The organism is Kitasatospora griseola (genome assembly GCF_044999035.1).
Classification (GTDB): Bacteria; Actinomycetota; Actinomycetes; order Streptomycetales; family Streptomycetaceae; genus Kitasatospora; species Kitasatospora griseola.
The window spans coordinates 5231964-5250810 of sequence record NZ_CP173360.1 but is presented as its reverse complement, the minus strand read 5'-3'; the positions used below and the strand labels follow the sequence as shown (position 1 = coordinate 5250810).

The following is an 18847-nucleotide window of genomic DNA, read 5'->3' as shown; positions in this document are numbered from 1 at the left end:
CCGACGAGGAGCGTCGATTGTCCGAGACCCCGGGTTGGACCTCACCCGGTTCTCCCGAGCCCGCGCCCGGCCCGTCCGAATCCGGCCACCAGGCTCCCCCGGTCCCCCAGACCACCGCCGCACCCGCACCGCCGCACCCCGGCCCGGCCGTGCCGCCCGGACCGACGCCCGGACCCGGCATCATCCCGCTGCGCCCCCTCGGCTTCGGCGAACTGATGGACGGCGCGTTCGCCCTCGTCCGCCGGTACTGGAAGACCGCCTTCGGGCTCAGCCTGGTCCTCGCCTGCGTGCTCGAACTCGTCCAGGCCGGCGTCTCCTGGTGGCTCCACACCTCCGGCACCCGCACCGAAGCCATGTTCGACGGCTACTACACGCTGCCGCTCGAAATGCTCGCCGGCGTGGTCTCCACCGGACTGCTCGCCCCCGTCATCGGCAACAGCCTGCTCGGCCGTGACACCACGCCCAAGCAGGCCTGGGAGCAGGCCCGGCCGCACCTCGGCCGACTGACCGGCCTGGCCCTGCTGCAGACCGCGATCCTGCTCGGCTCGCTCGCCGTGCCGCTGGTCCCGATCTTCGCGCTGACCGGCGCCACCATGCAGCCCGCCCTGCTGCTGCTCGTGCCGCCCGCCGTGCTGCCCGCGGTCTTCCTGTGGGTCAAGGTCTCCTTCGCCGCCCCCGCGCTGATCCTGGAGCGGCAGAGCGTCGTCGGCGCCCTCAAGCGCTCCTGGCACCTGGTCCGCGGCTCCTGGTGGCGGGTGTTCGGCACCATGCTCGTGTTCGGCATCGCCGTCGGCCTGCTCGCCGCAGTGCTCACCGTCCCCGGCGCGATCATCACCCTGCTGATCGGCGGCGGCCCCGCCGACATCTACGCCACCGACGGCGAGGCCGCGATCGGCATCGGCGTCATGGCGGTCTGCGGCGTCCTCGCCAAGACCCTCACCATCCCGCTCACCGGCAACATGATCGGCCTGCTCTACATCGACCAGCGGATCCGCCGCGAGGCGCTCGACCTCGAACTCGCCCGCGCCGCCGGCCTGCCCGGCCAGTGGACGCCCGCCGCCGGCGCGCCCGTCCCGGGCCAGTACCCCCCGCCGGGGGCCTGACCGCCATGGGACTCCGGGGGGGAGGGGCGCTGCTCGCGGACGGCGTCCCGGTCACCGTGCCGCGCGACGCCGCCCGCGACGCCGCACACGAAGAACTCCGCAAGGCCGTCTACCACCAGCACGAACCCGGCCTGGTCGACCGCTTCATCACCTGGATCCAGGACCAGCTCGACCACCTGTTCAACGGCGTCGGCGGCCCGCTCGGCGGCGGCGACGGCTCCGCCCTGGTGGTGCTGATCGTCCTCGCCGCGATCATCGCCGTACTGCTCTGGCGACGCTACGGCGCGCCCCGCCGCGAGGCCCGCTCCGCCGGCCGGCTGTTCGCCGCCGACGGGCCGCGCAGCGCCGACCAGCACCGCGCCGACGCCGCCGCCCACGCCGAACGCGGCGCCTGGGCCGACGCCGTCCGCGAGCAGATGCGCGCCCTGGTCCGCGGCCTGGAGGAACGCACCGTCCTCGACCCGCGCCCCGGCCGCACCGCCGACGAGGCAGCCGCCGAAGCCGGCCGCGCCCTGCCCGAGCGCGCCCGCGAACTCGCCTCCGCGGCACGGCTGTTCGACGACATCGCATTCGGCGAACGGACTGCCGACGAAGCCTCCTACCGGCTCCTCGCCGACCTCGACCGCGCCCTCGAACGCACCCGCCCCACGCCCGTGGCGGCCGGCGGAGGAACCGCATGACCACCACCGCACCCCCGCCCGCCACCGCCGAACCCGCGGAACAGCCCCCCGTCGAACCGGCCGCCGCCGCACCCCGCACCACCCTGCGCACCCTGTGGCGGCGCTGGCGCTGGTGGCTGCTCGCCGGCCTCGCCCTGCTGCTGGTCGGCGCGATGGTCGCCGGCATACCCGGCAACAACGGCTACGGCCCGTTCGACCCCCGCTCCGGCGACGTCGACGGCACCCGCGCCGCCGACCAGATCCTCCAGCGGCACGGCGTCACCAGCCGCACCGCCGCCACCGAGAGCGACCTCGTCGCGGCCCTGCGCGCCGACGACACCACCGTCGTCCTCGGCCGCCCCGACCAGCTCCCCCGCCAGGAACTCACCCGGCTCGCCGCGCTCACCCGCGGCGCCAACAGCCGGCTGGTGCTGGTCGCCCCCGACCAGCCCGTCCTGAACGCCTTCACCCCCGGCATCTCCACCTACTACTCCGCGATCGACACCACCGCCGTCCCGCCCGCCTGCACGCTGCCCGAGGCCGTCAACGCCGGCGCCGCCCAACTCGGCGGCCAGAGCTACGCCCCCGCCGCCCGCGACGTCGGCTGCTACCCGCACGGCAGCTCCCGCCTGGGCCTGGTCAGCCGCACCACCGGCACCCAGCAGGTGATCGTCGTCGGCACCGAGTGGCCGTTCACCAACGCCCACCTCGACCAGGACGGCAACGCCGCCCTCGTCCTCGGCCTGCTCGGCGCCCACCACCGGCTGGTCTGGCAGACCCCCGACCCGACCACCTCCGTCGCCCCCGCCGAGCAGCGCAAGAGCTTCGACGAGCTGATCCCCGACGGCTGGAACTGGGGCGCCCTGCAGCTCCTCCTCGCCGCGCTGCTCGCCGTCGTCTGGCGCGCCCGCCGCCTCGGCCCGGTGCTCAGCGAACGGCTGCCCGCCGTGGTCCGCGCCTCCGAGACCACCGAAGGCCGCGCCCGGCTCTACCACCGCGCGAACGCCCGCGGCCACGCCGCCGAGACGCTGCGCCGCGCCGCCCGCCGACGGGCCGCCGCCGCCCTCGGCCTCCCGCACACCTCCGGGGACCCCGACCCGGCCGCCCTCACCGAGGCCGCCGCCGCCCGGCTCGGACGCCCCGCCGCCGACCTCCAGCAGCTGCTGTACGGCCCGGCCCCCACCGACGACGCCGCCCTGCTGCGGCTCGCCGACGACCTCGACGACATGGAATGGCAGGTACGACAGCCGTGACCGACCAGCTCTACAAGACCGACCCCGGCCAGACCCGCGACGCCCGCACCGCCCTCACCGGCCTGCGCGACGAGATCGGCAAGGCCGTGGTCGGCCAGGACGCCGCCGTCACCGGCCTGGTCGTCGCCCTGCTCTGCGGCGGCCACGTCCTGCTCGAAGGCGTCCCCGGCGTCGCCAAGACCCTGCTGGTCCGCACCCTCGCCACCGCCCTCGACGTCGAGACCAAGCGCATCCAGTTCACCCCCGACCTGATGCCCGGCGACGTCACCGGCTCCCTGGTCTACGACACCCGCACCGCCGAGTTCTCGTTCCAGCCCGGCCCGGTCTTCACCAACCTGCTGCTCGCCGACGAGATCAACCGCACCCCGCCGAAGACCCAGGCCGCCCTGCTGGAGGCCATGGAGGAGAAGCAGGTCACCGTCGACGGCGAACCCCGCAAGCTCCCCGAGCCGTTCCTGGTCGCCGCCACCCAGAACCCCGTCGAGTACGAGGGCACCTACCCGCTGCCCGAGGCCCAGCTCGACCGCTTCCTGCTCAAGCTGATCCTCCCGCTGCCCACCCGCGAGCAGGAGTTCCAGGTCCTCGCCCGGCACGCCGGCGGCTTCGACCCCCGCGACCTCGCCGCTGCCGGCGTCCGCCCCGTCGCCGGACCCGCCGACCTGGCCACCGCCCGCGCCGAGATCCGCGCCCTCACGGTCTCCCCCGAGATCCTCGCGTACATCGTCGACCTGGTCCGCGCCACCCGGCAGTCGCCCTCGCTCGCCATGGGCGTCTCGCCCCGCGGCGCCACCGCACTGCTCAACACCTCCCGCGCCTGGGCCTGGCTGGCCGGCCGCGACTACGTCACCCCCGACGACGTCAAGGCCCTCGCCCTGCCCACCCTCCGGCACCGCATCCAGCTCCGCCCCGAGGCCGAGATGGAGGGCACCACCGCCGACAGCGTCATCCAGGCCGTCCTCGCCCAGACGCCCGCACCGCGCTAGCCGCCACCGCCCCGGGGGAGAGCACGCCGCCCGCCTCTCCCCCTCAGCGTCCACCGTTCCAGAAAGCGAGCCCAGCACCCCATGGCCCTGACCGGCCGCACGGCCCTCATCGCCGCCCTCGGCGCCCTCCTGGTCGGCCTCGTGCTCCCCTCCTGGACCGGCATCGGCGTGGTCATGCTGCCGCTGCTCGCCGCGATCGTCGCCGACCTGGTGCTCGCCGCCCCCGTCCGCCGCCTCACCCTGGAACGGTCCGGCGACCCCAGCGTCCGCCTCGGCGAGACCGTCGGCGTCGACCTGCTCGTCACCAACCCGTCCCGCCGCCCGATGCGCGCCCGGATCCGCGACGCCTGGTACCCCTCCGCGTGGGCCCCCGGCACCTCCCTCACCGCCTCCCGGCACTCCGTCACCGTCCCCGCCGGAGAACGCCGCCGCCTCACCACCCGGCTCGCCCCCACCCGGCGCGGCGACCACCACAGCGGACGCGTGACCATCCGCTCCCTCGGCCCGCTCGGCCTGGCCGGCCGCCAGGCCACCCTCGACGCCCCCTGGCGGGTCCGCGCCCTGCCGCCCTTCGCCAGCCGCAAGCACCTCCCGTCGCGCCTCGCCCGCCTGCGCGAACTCGACGGCCGCACCTCCGTCCTGACCCGCGGTCAGGGCACCGAGTTCGACTCGCTGCGCGAATACCTCCCCGGCGACGACGTCCGTTCCATCGACTGGCGCGCCAGCGCCCGCCGCAGCGTCGTCGCCGTCCGCACCTGGCGGCCCGAACGCGACCGGCACGTCCTCATCGTCCTCGACACCGGCCGCACCTCCGCCGGCCGCGTCGGCGACGCCCCCCGCCTGGACGCGGCCCTCGACGCCGCCCTGCTGCTCACCGCCCTCGCCACCAAGGCCGGCGACCGGGTCGACCTGCTCGCCCACGACCGCCACCGCCGCACCGCCGTCGCCGGACGCTCCCCCTCCGAGATCCTCCCCGCCTTCACCGACGCGATGGCCCTCCTGGAACCCGCCCTGATCGAGACCGACCTGCGCGCCATGGTCTCCACCGCCCTCCGGATGGCCCCCCACCGCTCCCTGATCGTCCTCCTCACCGGCCTCGACGCGCACCAGATCGAGGACGGCCTGCTCCCCCAGCTCCCCCTCCTCACCAAGCGCCACGAGGTCGTCCTGGCCTCCGTCGCCGACCCCCGCCTCGACCAGCTGGTCAACGCCCCCCGCACCACCGTCCGCGACGTCTACGGCGCCGCCGCCGCCGAACAGACCCGGGCCGACCGCCGCCGCACCGCAGACCTCCTCACCCGCCGCGGCATCACCGTCCTCGACGCCCCGCCCGAGTCCATCGCCCCCGCCCTCGCCGACACCTACCTCACCCTCAAGGCTGCCGGCCGGCTCTGACCCGCCCCGGCCCACTCAGGAGCCGCGTTGAACACCGACCTCCAGCTGATCAACGACGGCGACGGCCTGGCGGTCATCGGAGACCCCACCGCCGTCGAACGGTTCCTGGTCTCCGAAGGCCTGCCGTCCCGGGACCTCGGACTGGCACGACTCGGCTCGGCCTTCAACGCCACGGCCGGCGCCACCCAGGTCGGCTCCGAGATCGCGGCCAACTCGGGCCGCTGGGTGAAGCTGACCAAGGAGTCCGCCCAGGCCCTCAGCAAGCACCCGCTGATGAAGGGCTCGACCGCCGACACCAGCCGGGCCGTGCTGACCGAGAACGGCAAGATCAAGGGAATCCTCCAGCTGGTGCGGACACCCGGCTCGATGCTGTCCAACCCGGCCCTGCTGGCAGGTGCCGCGGGCCTCATGGCACAGCTCGCCATGCAACAGACCATGGACGAGATCACCGACTACCTCGCCGCGATCGACGAGAAGGTCGACGACGTGCTCCGCGCCCAGAAGGACGCGGTACTGGCGGACATGATCGGAGCCGGCTTCGTCATCGAAGAGGGCCTGACCGTCCGGGACCAGGTCGGCCGGGTCTCCGACGTCACCTGGTCGAAGGTGTCGCTCACCTCGATCACGATCGCCCGCACCCAGGCCTACGCACTGCGCCAACTCGACGCGCTCGCCGAGAAGTTGGAGAACAAGACCAAGGTCGGCGACCTCGCCAAGGCCGCCAAGGACGCCGAGACCACCACCCGGGAGTGGCTCGCCGTACTGGCCCGCTGCTTCCAGCTGCAGGACGCGATCGCCGTCCTGGAACTCGACCGCGTCCTGGACACCTCCCCGGACGAACTCGACCTGCACCGCCTCGCGATCCGCGCCGCCCGGCAGAACCGGGTGGAGCTCATCTCCCGGTGCACCGAACGCCTCCTGGCCCGCATCGACGCGGCCGTCGACACCGCCAACACCAAGGTCCTGCTGCACCCGACCGCCTCCCCCGCCGTGGTCAACTCGGGCAACCAGGTCGCCACCACCGTCCACGACTTCCGCGGACGGCTCGGCATCGAACGCGATCGGAAGTCATCGGACGCCAGGCGCTGGGTGGACGCGGCCGGCGAGACGAGGGACCGGATGCTCGAAACCGGCGCCGAAGGCGTCGACGCCGCCAAGCGCATCGGGGCCGAGACCCTCGACCGCGCCAAAGCGGTGACGGGCAAGCTTTCGAGCGGGATCGGGATCGCCGGACGGGCGCTCCGCCGCCGCGGAGACGGCGAGGCGGAGACGGCCAAGGAGGCCTGAGCCCTGCCGGTCTCCGGGCCGGCGGGCTCCTGGCTCGCCGGCCTTTCGGCTTCCCGCTGCCGAATCCGCGTCCGGAAATGCAGAAAGGGCCCCAGCCATATGGCTGGAGCCCTTTCCAGAAGAATTGTTCGGCGGCGTCCTACTCTCCCACAGGGTCCCCCCTGCAGTACCATCGGCGCTGTGAGGCTTAGCTTCCGGGTTCGGAATGTAACCGGGCGTTTCCCTCACGCTATGACCACCGAAACACTATGAAACTGTCGAACCGGAACCCGCACACCCCACAGAGTGGAGCGGGGTTCTGTTCGTGGTTTCAGAACCAACACAGTGGACGCGAGCAACTGAGGACAAGCCCTCGGCCTATTAGTACCGGTCAACTCCACCCCTCACAGGGCTTCCATATCCGGCCTATCAACCCAGTCGTCTACTGGGAGCCTTACCCTCTCAAGGAGGTGGGAGTGCTCATCTCGAAGCAGGCTTCCCGCTTAGATGCTTTCAGCGGTTATCCCTCCCGAACGTAGCCAACCAGCCATGCCCTTGGCAGGACAACTGGCACACCAGAGGTTCGTCCGTCCCGGTCCTCTCGTACTAGGGACAGCCCTTCTCAACACTCCTACGCGCACAGCGGATAGGGACCGAACTGTCTCACGACGTTCTAAACCCAGCTCGCGTACCGCTTTAATGGGCGAACAGCCCAACCCTTGGGACCTACTCCAGCCCCAGGATGCGACGAGCCGACATCGAGGTGCCAAACCATCCCGTCGATATGGACTCTTGGGGAAGATCAGCCTGTTATCCCCGGGGTACCTTTTATCCGTTGAGCGACGGCGCTTCCACAAGCCACCGCCGGATCACTAGTCCCTACTTTCGTACCTGCTCGACCCGTCAGTCTCACAGTCAAGCTCCCTTGTGCACTTACACTCAACACCTGATTGCCAACCAGGCTGAGGGAACCTTTGGGCGCCTCCGTTACTCTTTAGGAGGCAACCGCCCCAGTTAAACTACCCACCAGACACTGTCCCTGATCCGGATCACGGACCCAGGTTAGACATCCAGCACGACCAGAGTGGTATTTCAACGGCGACTCCACCATGACTGGCGTCACGGCTTCAAAGTCTCCCACCTATCCTACACAAGCCGAACCGAACACCAATATCAAGCTATAGTAAAGGTCCCGGGGTCTTTCCGTCCTGCTGCGCGAAACGAGCATCTTTACTCGTAATGCAATTTCACCGGGCCTGTGGTTGAGACAGTCGAGAAGTCGTTACGCCATTCGTGCAGGTCGGAACTTACCCGACAAGGAATTTCGCTACCTTAGGATGGTTATAGTTACCACCGCCGTTTACTGGCGCTTAAGTTCTCAGCTTCGCCCGACCGAAATCGGACTAACCGGTCCCCTTAACGTTCCAGCACCGGGCAGGCGTCAGTCCGTATACATCGCCTTACGGCTTCGCACGGACCTGTGTTTTTAGTAAACAGTCGCTTCTCGCTGGTCTCTGCGGCCACCACCAGCTCAGGGAGCAAGTCCCATCACCAGCAATGGCCCCCCTTCTCCCGAAGTTACGGGGGCATTTTGCCGAGTTCCTTAACCACAGTTCACCCGAACGCCTCGGTATTCTCTACCTGACCACCTGAGTCGGTTTGGGGTACGGGCCGCCATGAAACTCGCTAGAGGCTTTTCTCGACAGCATAGGATCATCCACTTCACCACAATCGGCTCGGCATCAGGTCTCAGACTATGTGTTGCGCGGATTTGCCTACGCAACGTCCTACACCCTTACCCCGGGACTACCACCGCCCGGGCTGGACTACCTTCCTGCGTCACCCCATCGCTCACCTACTACCCCGTTGGGTCACCGGCTCCACCACGTCCCATTGTCCGAAGACTCCGGGCCGGCTTCACGGGCTTAGCATCAAGAGGTTCAGCGTTGGCGCTTCAAAGCGGGTACGGGAATATCAACCCGTTGTCCATCGACTACGCCTGTCGGCCTCGCCTTAGGTCCCGACTTACCCTGGGCAGATCAGCTTGACCCAGGAACCCTTGGTCAATCGGCGCAAGAGTTTCCCACTCTTGTATCGCTACTCATGCCTGCATTCTCACTCGTGAACCGTCCACAACTCGATTCCTCGGCTGCTTCACCCGGCACACGACGCTCCCCTACCCATCACAGCCCCCGTTGGGAGTATTGCTGCAATGACACGACTTCGGTGATGTGCTTGAGCCCCGCTACATTGTCGGCGCGGAATCACTTGACCAGTGAGCTATTACGCACTCTTTCAAGGGTGGCTGCTTCTAAGCCAACCTCCTGGTTGTCTCTGCGACTCCACATCCTTTCCCACTTAGCACACGCTTAGGGACCTTAGTCGGTGTTCTGGGCTGTTTCCCTCTCGACCATGGAGCTTATCCCCCACAGTCTCACTGCCGTGCTCTCACTTACCGGCATTCGGAGTTTGGCTAAGGTCAGTAACCCGGTGAGGCCCATCGCCTATCCAGTGCTCTACCTCCGGCAAGAAACACACGACGCTGCACCTAAATGCATTTCGGGGAGAACCAGCTATCACGGAGTTTGATTGGCCTTTCACCCCTAACCACAGGTCATCCCCCAGGTTTTCAACCCTGGTGGGTTCGGTCCTCCACACGGTCTTACCCGCGCTTCAACCTGCCCATGGCTAGATCACTCCGCTTCGGGTCTTGGGCATGCAACTCAAACGCCCTGTTCGGACTCGCTTTCGCTACGGCTACCCCACACGGGTTAACCTCGCTACACACCGCAAACTCGCAGGCTCATTCTTCAAAAGGCACGCAGTCACAGCCCGAAGGCTGCCCCCACGGCTTGTAGGCACACGGTTTCAGGTACTATTTCACTCCGCTCCCGCGGTACTTTTCACCATTCCCTCACGGTACTATCCGCTATCGGTCACCAGGGAATATTTAGGCTTAGCGGGTGGTCCCGCCAGATTCACACGGGATTTCTCGGGCCCCGTGCTACTTGGGAGAAGCTCAAGCGAGCCGTACAGATTTCGTCTACGGGGGTCTTACCCTCTACGCCGGACCTTTCGCATGTCCTTCGACTACCCATACGGTTTCTGACTCGCCCAGCCGCCGGCAGACGACTGAAGAACTTTCCCACAACCCCCTGAGCGCAACCCCTGCCGGGTCTCACACGCTCAAGGTTTAGCCTCATCCGGTTTCGCTCGCCACTACTCCCGGAATCACGGTTGTTTTCTCTTCCTGCGGGTACTGAGATGTTTCACTTCCCCGCGTTCCCTCCACACTGCCTATGTGTTCAGCAGCGGGTGACAGCCCATGACGACTGCCGGGTTTCCCCATTCGGACACCCCCGGATCAAAGCTCGGTTGACAGCTCCCCGGGGCCTATCGCGGCCTCCCACGTCCTTCATCGGTTCCTGGTGCCAAGGCATCCACCGTGCGCCCTTAAAAACTTGGCCACAGATGCTCGCGTCCACTGTGCAGTTCTCAAACAACGACCAGACACCCAAACTCGGCAACCCCAACAGGGCGCCTCGCATGAGGCCGGCATCCCAGAAGAAACGATCACTCGTTCCCTCAGGACCCAACAACGTGCCCGACACACCCGACTCCGAACCCGCGTTCCACGCCCCCAAGAGGGCAGTACTGGCGGTCATCACCGTGTGTGCCGAATAGTCAACGTTCCACCCATGAGCAACCGTGCGAGACATTCGCTCGCAAGCGGCTATGTGCTCCTTAGAAAGGAGGTGATCCAGCCGCACCTTCCGGTACGGCTACCTTGTTACGACTTCGTCCCAATCGCTGGTCCCACCTTCGACGGCTCCTCCCCTTACGGGTTAGGCCACCGGCTTCGGGTGTTACCGACTTTCGTGACGTGACGGGCGGTGTGTACAAGGCCCGGGAACGTATTCACCGCAGCATGCTGATCTGCGATTACTAGCAACTCCAACTTCATGGGGTCGAGTTGCAGACCCCAATCCGAACTGAGACCGGCTTTTTGGGATTCGCTCCGCCTCACGGCATCGCAGCCCTTTGTACCGGCCATTGTAGCACGTGTGCAGCCCAAGACATAAGGGGCATGATGATTTGACGTCGTCCCCACCTTCCTCCGAGTTGACCCCGGCAGTCTCCTGTGAGTCCCCGACATTACTCGCTGGCAACACAGAACAAGGGTTGCGCTCGTTGCGGGACTTAACCCAACATCTCACGACACGAGCTGACGACAACCATGCACCACCTGTACACCGACCACAAGGGGGCTGATATCTCTACCAGTTTCCGGTGTATGTCAAGCCTTGGTAAGGTTCTTCGCGTTGCGTCGAATTAAGCCACATGCTCCGCTGCTTGTGCGGGCCCCCGTCAATTCCTTTGAGTTTTAGCCTTGCGGCCGTACTCCCCAGGCGGGGAACTTAATGCGTTAGCTGCGGCACCGACGACGTGGAATGTCGCCAACACCTAGTTCCCAACGTTTACGGCGTGGACTACCAGGGTATCTAATCCTGTTCGCTCCCCACGCTTTCGCTCCTCAGCGTCAGTAATGGCCCAGAGATCCGCCTTCGCCACCGGTGTTCCTCCTGATATCTGCGCATTTCACCGCTACACCAGGAATTCCGATCTCCCCTACCACACTCTAGCCTGCCCGTATCGAATGCAGACCCGGGGTTAAGCCCCGGGCTTTCACATCCGACGCGACAGGCCGCCTACGAGCTCTTTACGCCCAATAATTCCGGACAACGCTCGCACCCTACGTATTACCGCGGCTGCTGGCACGTAGTTAGCCGGTGCTTCTTCTGCAGGTACCGTCACTTGCGCTTCTTCCCTGCTGAAAGAGGTTTACAACCCGAAGGCCGTCATCCCTCACGCGGCGTCGCTGCATCAGGCTTTCGCCCATTGTGCAATATTCCCCACTGCTGCCTCCCGTAGGAGTCTGGGCCGTGTCTCAGTCCCAGTGTGGCCGGTCGCCCTCTCAGGCCGGCTACCCGTCGTCGCCTTGGTAGGCCATTACCCCACCAACAAGCTGATAGGCCGCGGGATCATCCTGCACCGCCGGAGCTTTCCACCCACTCCCATGCAGGAGCAGGTCATATCCGGTATTAGACCTCGTTTCCAAGGCTTGTCCCAGAGTGCAGGGCAGATTTCCCACGTGTTACTCACCCGTTCGCCACTGATCCACCCCGAAGGGCTTCACCGTTCGACTTGCATGTGTTAAGCACGCCGCCAGCGTTCGTCCTGAGCCAGGATCAAACTCTCCGTGAATGCTTCCACGAAAGAGCGGCACAGCAACCACCGGAATAAGGTGATCCTGCGCACTGCGTCCTCGCTAGTAATACTTCATAAAGGAATCTCCAACCGATCCAGAAGGACCGGCCGGGGATGTCAACATATCTGGCGTTGACTTTTGGCACGCTGTTGAGTTCTCAAGGAACGGACACTTCCTTCAGGCGGCCTTCCGACCGGCCCTCCGGGCGCTTCGTTCTTTCGTGTTTCCAGCTTATCAGAGGTTTTTCGCTCCGATTTTCGCTTCCCGCTGGAGTGGGAATTCCTTCGACTTCGCTACAGACCTTATCAAAGGTTCTGCGTTGCTCTGTTTCGGGGTTTTCGCTGGAATTCGGTTCCGCACCCTTTCGGATGCTCACCTTGTCCCGGCGACTTCGTAGATTCTACGCTCGGGCGGACTGTATGTCCAACCGCCCAACCGTTCAAACCTACTGACCCGAAGAGATCAAGTCAATGGTCCCTCGGGGTGATCACCAGGTTACCAGGTTTGAAACGGCACCCTGACCTGGCACGCCGTCGTCACGCGGCCATCGGCTGGTGGTCGGTGCGGTCGGCGGCCTCGACGTCGCCGAGCTCGCCGCGGGCGGCGGCGTGCTTGCCGAGGACGAGGGCGTAGACGAGGAAGAGGGCTTCGACGGTGAGGCCCATGCCGACCCGGAGCCAGGTGGGGAGGGCGGAGCCGCTGACGAAGCCTTCGATGATGCCGGTGACCAGGAGGACGGCGGTGAGGCCGATGACGGAGCCGATGACGGCGCGGCCTTCCTCGGCCAGGGCGACGGTGCGGGTGCGGGGGCCGGGGTCGATGACGGTCCAGCCGAGGCGGAGGCTGAGGCCGCCGGCGACGAAGACGGCGGTGAGTTCGAGCAGGCCGTGCGGGATGAGCAGGCCGAGGAAGAGGGGGAGGCGGCCGGCGGAGGCCATCAGTCCGAGGCCAACGCCGAGGTTCAGCATGTTGCTGAGCAGGATGAACACGACCGGAATGCCGAGCACGACCGCGCAGATCAGGCAGTAGGCGGCGACCCAGGCATTGTTGGTCCACACCTTGGCCGCGAAGTTCGCCGAGGGGTGGTCGGAGTAGTAGGCCTCGTACTCGCCGCCGGGCTTGGTGAGATCGTTCAGGTGGTCGGGCGGCACGATGGCGTTGCGGACGTCCGGGTTGGTGCCGATCCACCACGCGACCAGGGCGCTGAGGACGAAGAAGAGCAGGCCGATGGTCAGCCACCAGCGGCGGGAGCGGTACAGCGCGGCGGGGAAGCTGACGGTGAAGTAGCGGACGGCGTCGCGCCAGGACGAGCTGCGGGCGCCGGCGACGGCGTTGCGGCCGCGGACGACCAGTGCGGTCAGGCGTCCTTCCAGGCCGGCGTGCGGGGCGGAGGCCTGGACCTGGGCGAGGTGGCTGGTCGCGCGCTGGTAGAGGGTGATCAGCTCGTCGGACTCGGCGCCGGTGAGTCGGCGGCGGCCGCTGAGGGTCTCCAGCCGGTGCCATTCCGCCTGGTGGGCGGCGACGAAGACGTCCAGGTCCATTGCGGCTCTCTCCGGGTGCGCGGCGGGGCAGGACGGCGGGCACTGGTTGGTGTGCGGCCGGGGCGGTGCGGGGCTCAGCATGCCAGAGGCTGCGCGCGGTGTGTCGGGGGATCTCGGTTGCGGTGCCCGGGGTTACCGGGTGGGGGTGCTCGGCCGTATGTTTGCCGCTGTTGATCGAGGGGTCGGGCTGCGCGACGTGGGTCGTCCGGCGGGCCCGGGAGCGGAACGGGTGGGTGGCGTGAGCGAGCTGGTGACCGGTGAGGCGGTCGTCCTGGGGCTGCGGACGGCGAGGTTGCCGTCGCGGGCCCTGGCCCGGCTGCTGGACGCGGTGGTGTACATGGCGGCGTACTTCTTCGTCTCGCTCGCGATGGTCCTCGGACTGTCGTCGGTCGAGGGGGTGGCGGGGGACGCGTTCGTCATCGCGCTGATGGTGTTCTTCACGGTGCTGCTGCCGGTGATGGTGGAGACGCTGTCGCACGGCCGGTCGCTGGGGAAGATGGCGCTGGGGCTGCGGGTGGTGCGGACGGACGGCGGGCCGATCCGGTTCCGGCACGCCCTGGTGCGCGGTCTGGTGGGGGTGATCGACTTCGGCCTGATGGCGATGCCGGCCGTGGTGGTGTCGCTGTTCTCGGAGCAGGGTCGCCGGCTGGGCGACATCTTCGCGGGGACGCTGGTGATCCGGGAACGGCTGCCGCAGAGCGCCCGCAGCCACGGCGCGGTGCCGCCGGTGCCGCCGCACGTGATGCACATGCTGGGGGCCGACCTGGTGGCGCTGGACCTGTCCGCCGTGCCGGACGGACTGTGGCTCTCGATGCGCCAACTGCTGGGCCGGATGAATGAGTTGGACCAGCCGGTGGCGGCGGGTCTGGCGGACCGGCTGGCCGTGGACCTGGCCGCTCGGATCGGCTGGCCGGTGCCGCACGGCCTGCCGTCGATGGTGTACCTGGGCGCGGTGACGATGGAGCGCCAGCGCCGCGAGTGGGAGCGGGCGGCCTCGACGTACGGTGCGCCCGCATACGGTGCCCCGACACACGGGGGGCCGGCGCAGGCGGCGCCGATGTACCTGCCGGTGCCGACGCAGGCCGGCCCGGCGCCGACCGCTCCGCCGCAGCAGCCGAACGGGAAGCCGGTGCGCGTGCTCGGCGTCCCGCAGGCGGAGCAGGCACCGCAGCCGCAGCCCACCGTGGTCGCGCCGCCGGCCCCGGCCGCTCCCCCGGCTCCGGTGATGCAGCCCGAGCCGGTCGTCCGGCCGGCCCCCGGTGCTCCCGCGATGCCGTCGCAGCCGCCGGCGGGCGGGGGGTTCGCGCCTCCCGCGTGAGCGACGTGAGCGAGTAGGGGGCGAGGCAGCCGAACGGGGGTGTCAGCGGCGGGGGTTGGGCGGGCTTTCGAGTTCTTCGAGGTCGATGCCGGGGGCGGCGAGCAGCACGTCCCCGGTGAGGTGGACGTCGCGGACCTCGCCGGTTTCGAGGTCGGTGACGCGGTAGTGCTCGACGGGGAGCGGGCCGGTGTCGGTGGGGTGGTCCTCGACGGTGAGCAGCTGCCAGCTCTGGTCGAGGGTGCGGGGGGCGAGGGCCTGGCCGGTGAAGGAGACCAGGCGGATCCGGGTACTGGCGCCGGGGTCGAGGTCGAGCAGCCGGGCGGTGGCGATCAGGAACGCGGGCGAGTCGCCGGTGAAGGCGTGTGCCCGGTCCGCTCCCTCGGTGGCGTCGGTGTCCGTGGCGGGGTCGGTGGCGGCCCGGACCCAGTGCACGCCGTCGAGTGCGCCGCCGCGCACCTGCCACCCGCCGCTGCGGAGTTCGACCCGGATCGGGCGGTGCCGGGCGTCGAGGGTGAGGTCGGTGGTGCCGAGGACGGTGCCGTCGGGCCGGTAGCTCTTGGCGACGTAGCGCCAGCCGGCGGGGCCGGGAGCGCACTGGAAGCGCTCCTCGCCGAGCGGTGTTCCGTCGTGCGGGTCGTGGAGGGAGTAGCGGCCGTTCGGCATGGGGGAAAGCCTACGTAATCCATCGGGCGGGCCGGGCGGGGCAGGCCGGGGCGGCTGGAGCGCGGACGTGCTGCCGTTGGCGTCCGCCGCCCGGTTCCCGTCCGTTCGGCACGGGCGGGAATCCCGCGGGATCCGCCGTGCAACCTTCTCCGCGCCCGACCGCATCAGGGGGTCGGCGGCGGCGTTCGTGCCGCGGGTTCAGGGGGAGGAGGGGCACCGGAGATGGCTGAGCTGACGCGGGACGAGGAGTTCACCGCGTTCGTGGCCTCCAGGGCGGTCTGGTTGCGGAGGGTCGCGTACTTGCTGTGCGCGGACTGGCATCGTGCGGACGACCTGGTGCAGGAGGCGGTCACCAAGCTGTATCTGCACTGGGGGCGGGCGAGCCGGGCGGACAACCCGGACGGGTATGCCCGGACGGTGCTGGTGAACGTGTTCCTGGCGGAGCAGCGCACGGCGTGGTGGCGGCGGTCCAGGCCAGCCGCACAGCCGCCGGAGCGGGCGGTGCCGGAGGCTGCGGACCTGGCGGTGTCACTGGACCTGCAGAAGGCGCTGGTGGCCCTGCCGCCGCGGCAACGGGCGACCGTCGTACTGCGCTACTACTGCGATCTGACGGTCGAACAGACGGCGGCGGCGATGGGGTGTTCCAACGGCAATGTGAAGAGCCAGAGTTCGCGGGCGCTGGAGGCGCTGCGGCGCTCGACGGCTCTGCGGCAGCAGGGGAGGTCGGCGGCATGAGTCGGGACTGGGAAGCGGAACTGTCGTCGCAACTGGAGGAGTTGGTGATGTCGGAGGAGCGCTCGGCCCCGGTGTCGGCGGTGGATTCGGTGTCGGCACTTCGCCGGGGCCGGAAGGTGCGGCGGCGCCGGGCGGCGGCGACGGCCGGGGTGGCGGCGGTGCTGCTGGGTTCGCTGACGGTGGGCCTGCTCCAGGGCGGCGGCCGCCCCGCTACGGTGCAGCCGGCGGTTCCGACCGGTGGTCCGGCGCGCACCGACCCGTCGCCGTTGGCGGGGCATGTCCGATTCGGGTGGCTGCCCGACGACGTGGCCACGGTCGACACCAGCTGGCGTCACGATTCCAGTGACCAGCAGCTGGCCACCGCCGCGAGCGACCGGCAGTGGATGCTGGGCTCGTCGGACGAGGATCCGCGGACGGATCCGCCCCGTCCCCCGGGCTGGCAGCCCGAGCCGGGCGAGGCGGAGATCACGCGGACGCCCGCGCCGGCGGTCAACGGCCGGGAGGCGTTCTGGGTTTCGGTGAAGGGCGTGACCCTGATGGAGCTCCGGTTCCGGGATCAGGACGGGCGCTGGCTGTCCGTGTCGGGCATGGGGAGCCGGGCGCTCGACAAGGATGTCCTGTCGCGCATCGCGGCCGGGGTGCAGGTGGGCCGGTACGTGCTGCCGGTTCCGGTCTCGCTGGACGCGTCGACGCCGCTGTCGAGCGTGATCGCGGCGGACTTCCGCCGGACGGTCCGTGGTGCGGTCGGGTGGCAGCTGAGTGTGCAGGTGTCGGTGCGTGACAACGCGACGGTGGTGATTTCGGCGGAGTCGGGCAGCCTTCCGGCGGACCCCTCGCCGGCCCGGCAGTGCGCGTCCGGTGAGGGCATGTGGTGGTGTGCCGCGCCGTTCTGGCCGGACGGCCCGTCGCCGAAGGTCTCGGAGAGCGACGTGAAGGCCTGGTTCGGCCGGCTGAATCCGCACGGCCCGGACGAGTCGGCCTGGCGCCCGGTCCTCATCCCGTAGGCCGGAACGCGCCGGTGCCCGGCACCCCCTGCAAACGGGGGTGCCGGGCACCGGTGGTTGGCGCTGCGTCAGTAGCGGTACTGCTCCGCCTTGTACGGGCCCTCGACCGGGACGCCGATGTAGTCGGCCTGCTCCTGGGTGAGGGTGGTGAGCTTGACGCCGAGGGCGTCGAGGTGGAGGCGGGCGACCTTCTCGTCCAGGTGCTTCGGCAGGACGTAGACGCCGACCGGGTACTGCTCGGTCTTGGCGAACAGCTCGATCTGCGCGATGGTCTGGTTCGCGAAGGAGTTGGACATCACGAAGGACGGGTGGCCGGTCGCGTTGCCGAGGTTCAGCAGGCGGCCCTCGGAGAGGACGATGATGGTCTTGCCGTCCTCCTTGCGCCACTCGTGGACCTGCGGCTTGATCTCGGTCTTCACCACGCCGGGGAGCTTGGCGAGGCCGGCCATGTCGATCTCGTTGTCGAAGTGGCCGATGTTGCCGACGATGGCCTGGTGCTTCATCCGGGCCATGTGGGAGGCCATGATGATGTCCTTGTTGCCGGTCGTGGTGACGAAGATGTCGCCGAGCTCGACGATCTCGTCCAGCGTGGTGACCTGGTAGCCGTCCATCGCGGCCTGCAGGGCGCAGATCGGGTCGATCTCGGTGACGATGACGCGCGCGCCCTGGCCGCGCAGCGACTCGGCGCAGCCCTTGCCGACGTCGCCGTAGCCGCAGACGACCGCGACCTTGCCGCCGATGAGGACGTCGGTGGCGCGGTTGATGCCGTCGATCAGCGAGTGGCGGCAGCCGTACTTGTTGTCGAACTTCGACTTGGTGACCGAGTCGTTGACGTTGATGGCCGGGAACAGCAGCTTGCCGTCGCGGTGCATCTCGTACAGGCGGTGGACGCCGGTGGTGGTCTCCTCGGTGACGCCCTTGATGGTGGCGGCGACCTCGGTCCACTTCTGCGGGGTCTCGACCAGGGTGCGGTTGAGCAGCTCCAGGATGATCCGGAACTCGTCGTTGTCCGCGGTGTCGGGCGACGGCGCGGTGCCGGCCTTCTCGAACTCGACGCCCTTGTGGATCAGCAGGGTGGCGTCACCGCCGTCGTCCAGGATCATGTTGGGGGTCTGGCCGTTCGGCCAGGTGAGCGCCTGCTCGGTGCACCACCAGTACTCCTCCAGGGTCTCGCCCTTCCAGGCGAAGACCGGGACGCCCTGCGGGTCCTCGGGGGTGCCGTTCGGGCCGACCGCGATGGCGGCGGCGGCGTGGTCCTGGGTGGAGAAGATGTTGCAGGAGCACCAGCGGACCTCGGCGCCCAGGGCGGTGAGGGTCTCGATCAGCACGGCGGTCTGCACGGTCATGTGCAGCGAGCCGGTGATCCGGGCGCCGGCCAGCGGCTGGGACTCGGCGTACTCGGCGCGGATCGCCATCAGGCCGGGCATCTCGTGCTCGGCGAGCTGGATCTCCTTGCGGCCGAACGGGGCCAGGGAGAGGTCGGCGACCTTGTAGTCGCCGGCGGGCTGGGTGGACATGCGAACTCCTCGCTGCATGGGCCTGGTTACGGGTGTGCTGAGCGGCAGAGGGGCACGGTGGCGACCCTCTGCTGCGGCACAATCCGTCGGAGGACCTCTCTCCCTCGACCGGAGCGGGCTCCGATCGACCGCCATCAGCAG

12 protein-coding genes and 3 rRNA genes are annotated in these 18847 nt (G+C 68.6%); 9 read left to right on the top strand and 6 right to left on the bottom strand.

The window, feature by feature from the left end:
- The first annotated feature begins 17 nt into the window (after positions 1–17).
- From ACI1MP_RS23900 to ACI1MP_RS23875, 6 genes are all read left to right on the top strand, one after another.
- Positions 18–1103: a glycerophosphoryl diester phosphodiesterase membrane domain-containing protein gene (locus tag ACI1MP_RS23900; RefSeq protein ID WP_380344706.1), complete on the top strand. Its 1086-nt coding sequence runs from the start codon at positions 18–20 to the stop codon at positions 1101–1103.
- A gap of 5 nt (positions 1104–1108) precedes the next feature.
- Complete coding sequence (locus ACI1MP_RS23895) at positions 1109–1783, top strand: DUF4129 domain-containing protein (protein WP_043914224.1); 675 nt, start codon at positions 1109–1111, stop codon at positions 1781–1783.
- Positions 1780–3015, top strand: coding sequence for a DUF4350 domain-containing protein (locus tag ACI1MP_RS23890; protein WP_380344710.1), 1236 nt, complete (start codon positions 1780–1782; stop codon positions 3013–3015). Before ACI1MP_RS23895 ends, ACI1MP_RS23890 begins: the two co-directional genes overlap by 4 nt.
- Complete coding sequence (locus tag ACI1MP_RS23885; protein ID WP_373295502.1) at positions 3012–3998, top strand: MoxR family ATPase; 987 nt, start codon at positions 3012–3014, stop codon at positions 3996–3998. The genes ACI1MP_RS23890 and ACI1MP_RS23885 overlap by 4 nt, the downstream gene beginning before the upstream one ends.
- A gap of 81 nt (positions 3999–4079) precedes the next feature.
- Complete coding sequence (locus tag ACI1MP_RS23880) at positions 4080–5393, top strand: DUF58 domain-containing protein (protein WP_404869431.1); 1314 nt, start codon at positions 4080–4082, stop codon at positions 5391–5393.
- A gap of 27 nt (positions 5394–5420) precedes the next feature.
- Entirely contained in the window at positions 5421–6680 is a 1260-nt protein-coding gene (locus ACI1MP_RS23875; RefSeq protein WP_404869430.1) for a hypothetical protein, read from the top strand.
- Positions 6681–6806: 126 nt separating this feature from the next.
- Here ACI1MP_RS23875 and rrf read toward each other — a convergent pair.
- From rrf to ACI1MP_RS23855, 4 genes are all read right to left on the bottom strand, one after another.
- Positions 6807–6923: ribosomal RNA gene (rrf, locus tag ACI1MP_RS23870) — 5S ribosomal RNA — on the bottom strand.
- A gap of 97 nt (positions 6924–7020) precedes the next feature.
- Positions 7021–10126, bottom strand: a 23S ribosomal RNA gene (locus ACI1MP_RS23865).
- Positions 10127–10407: 281 nt separating this feature from the next.
- Positions 10408–11924: ribosomal RNA gene (locus tag ACI1MP_RS23860) — 16S ribosomal RNA — on the bottom strand.
- The 16S, 23S and 5S rRNA genes sit together here, the layout of an rRNA operon.
- Before the next feature lie 540 nt (positions 11925–12464).
- Positions 12465–13469 carry a stage II sporulation protein M gene (locus ACI1MP_RS23855; RefSeq protein WP_189278049.1) on the bottom strand — a complete coding sequence of 335 codons (1005 nt, stop codon included), beginning with the start codon at positions 13467–13469 and terminating at the stop codon, positions 12465–12467.
- A 238-nt stretch (positions 13470–13707) separates the two neighbouring features.
- Here ACI1MP_RS23855 and ACI1MP_RS23850 point away from each other — a divergent pair, with 238 nt between their 5' ends.
- Positions 13708–14787, top strand: a complete 1080-nt coding sequence (locus ACI1MP_RS23850) for an RDD family protein (protein ID WP_404869429.1) — start codon at positions 13708–13710, stop codon at positions 14785–14787.
- A 42-nt stretch (positions 14788–14829) separates the two neighbouring features.
- On the opposite strand, the gene ACI1MP_RS23845 is transcribed toward ACI1MP_RS23850, so the two are convergent.
- Positions 14830–15450: a hypothetical protein gene (locus ACI1MP_RS23845; protein WP_100590222.1), complete on the bottom strand. Its 621-nt coding sequence runs from the start codon at positions 15448–15450 to the stop codon at positions 14830–14832.
- A gap of 222 nt (positions 15451–15672) precedes the next feature.
- Here ACI1MP_RS23845 and ACI1MP_RS23840 point away from each other — a divergent pair, with 222 nt between their 5' ends.
- Positions 15673–16185 carry a SigE family RNA polymerase sigma factor gene (locus tag ACI1MP_RS23840; protein ID WP_404869428.1) on the top strand — a complete coding sequence of 171 codons (513 nt, stop codon included), beginning with the start codon at positions 15673–15675 and terminating at the stop codon, positions 16183–16185.
- Positions 16182–17189 carry a hypothetical protein gene (locus tag ACI1MP_RS23835; RefSeq protein ID WP_404869427.1) on the top strand — a complete coding sequence of 336 codons (1008 nt, stop codon included), beginning with the start codon at positions 16182–16184 and terminating at the stop codon, positions 17187–17189. The genes ACI1MP_RS23840 and ACI1MP_RS23835 overlap by 4 nt, the downstream gene beginning before the upstream one ends.
- A 68-nt stretch (positions 17190–17257) precedes the next feature.
- Here ACI1MP_RS23835 and ahcY read toward each other — a convergent pair whose 3' ends face one another.
- Positions 17258–18706, bottom strand: a complete 1449-nt coding sequence (gene ahcY, locus ACI1MP_RS23830; protein WP_404869426.1) for an adenosylhomocysteinase — start codon at positions 18704–18706, stop codon at positions 17258–17260.
- Positions 18707–18847: the final 141 nt, after the last annotated feature.

Coding starts and splice junctions, on each gene's coding strand:
- ACI1MP_RS23880 (WP_404869431.1), top strand. CDS start 4,080: ATGGCCCTGACCGGCCGCACGGCCCTCATCGCCGCCCTCGGCGCCCTC.
- ACI1MP_RS23845 (WP_100590222.1), bottom strand. CDS start 15,450: ATGCCGAACGGCCGCTACTCCCTCCACGACCCGCACGACGGAACACCG.
- ahcY (WP_404869426.1), bottom strand. CDS start 18,706: ATGTCCACCCAGCCCGCCGGCGACTACAAGGTCGCCGACCTCTCCCTG.
- ACI1MP_RS23835 (WP_404869427.1), top strand. CDS start 16,182: ATGAGTCGGGACTGGGAAGCGGAACTGTCGTCGCAACTGGAGGAGTTG.
- ACI1MP_RS23840 (WP_404869428.1), top strand. CDS start 15,673: ATGGCTGAGCTGACGCGGGACGAGGAGTTCACCGCGTTCGTGGCCTCC.
- ACI1MP_RS23890 (WP_380344710.1), top strand. CDS start 1,780: ATGACCACCACCGCACCCCCGCCCGCCACCGCCGAACCCGCGGAACAG.
- ACI1MP_RS23855 (WP_189278049.1), bottom strand. CDS start 13,469: ATGGACCTGGACGTCTTCGTCGCCGCCCACCAGGCGGAATGGCACCGG.
- ACI1MP_RS23895 (WP_043914224.1), top strand. CDS start 1,109: ATGGGACTCCGGGGGGGAGGGGCGCTGCTCGCGGACGGCGTCCCGGTC.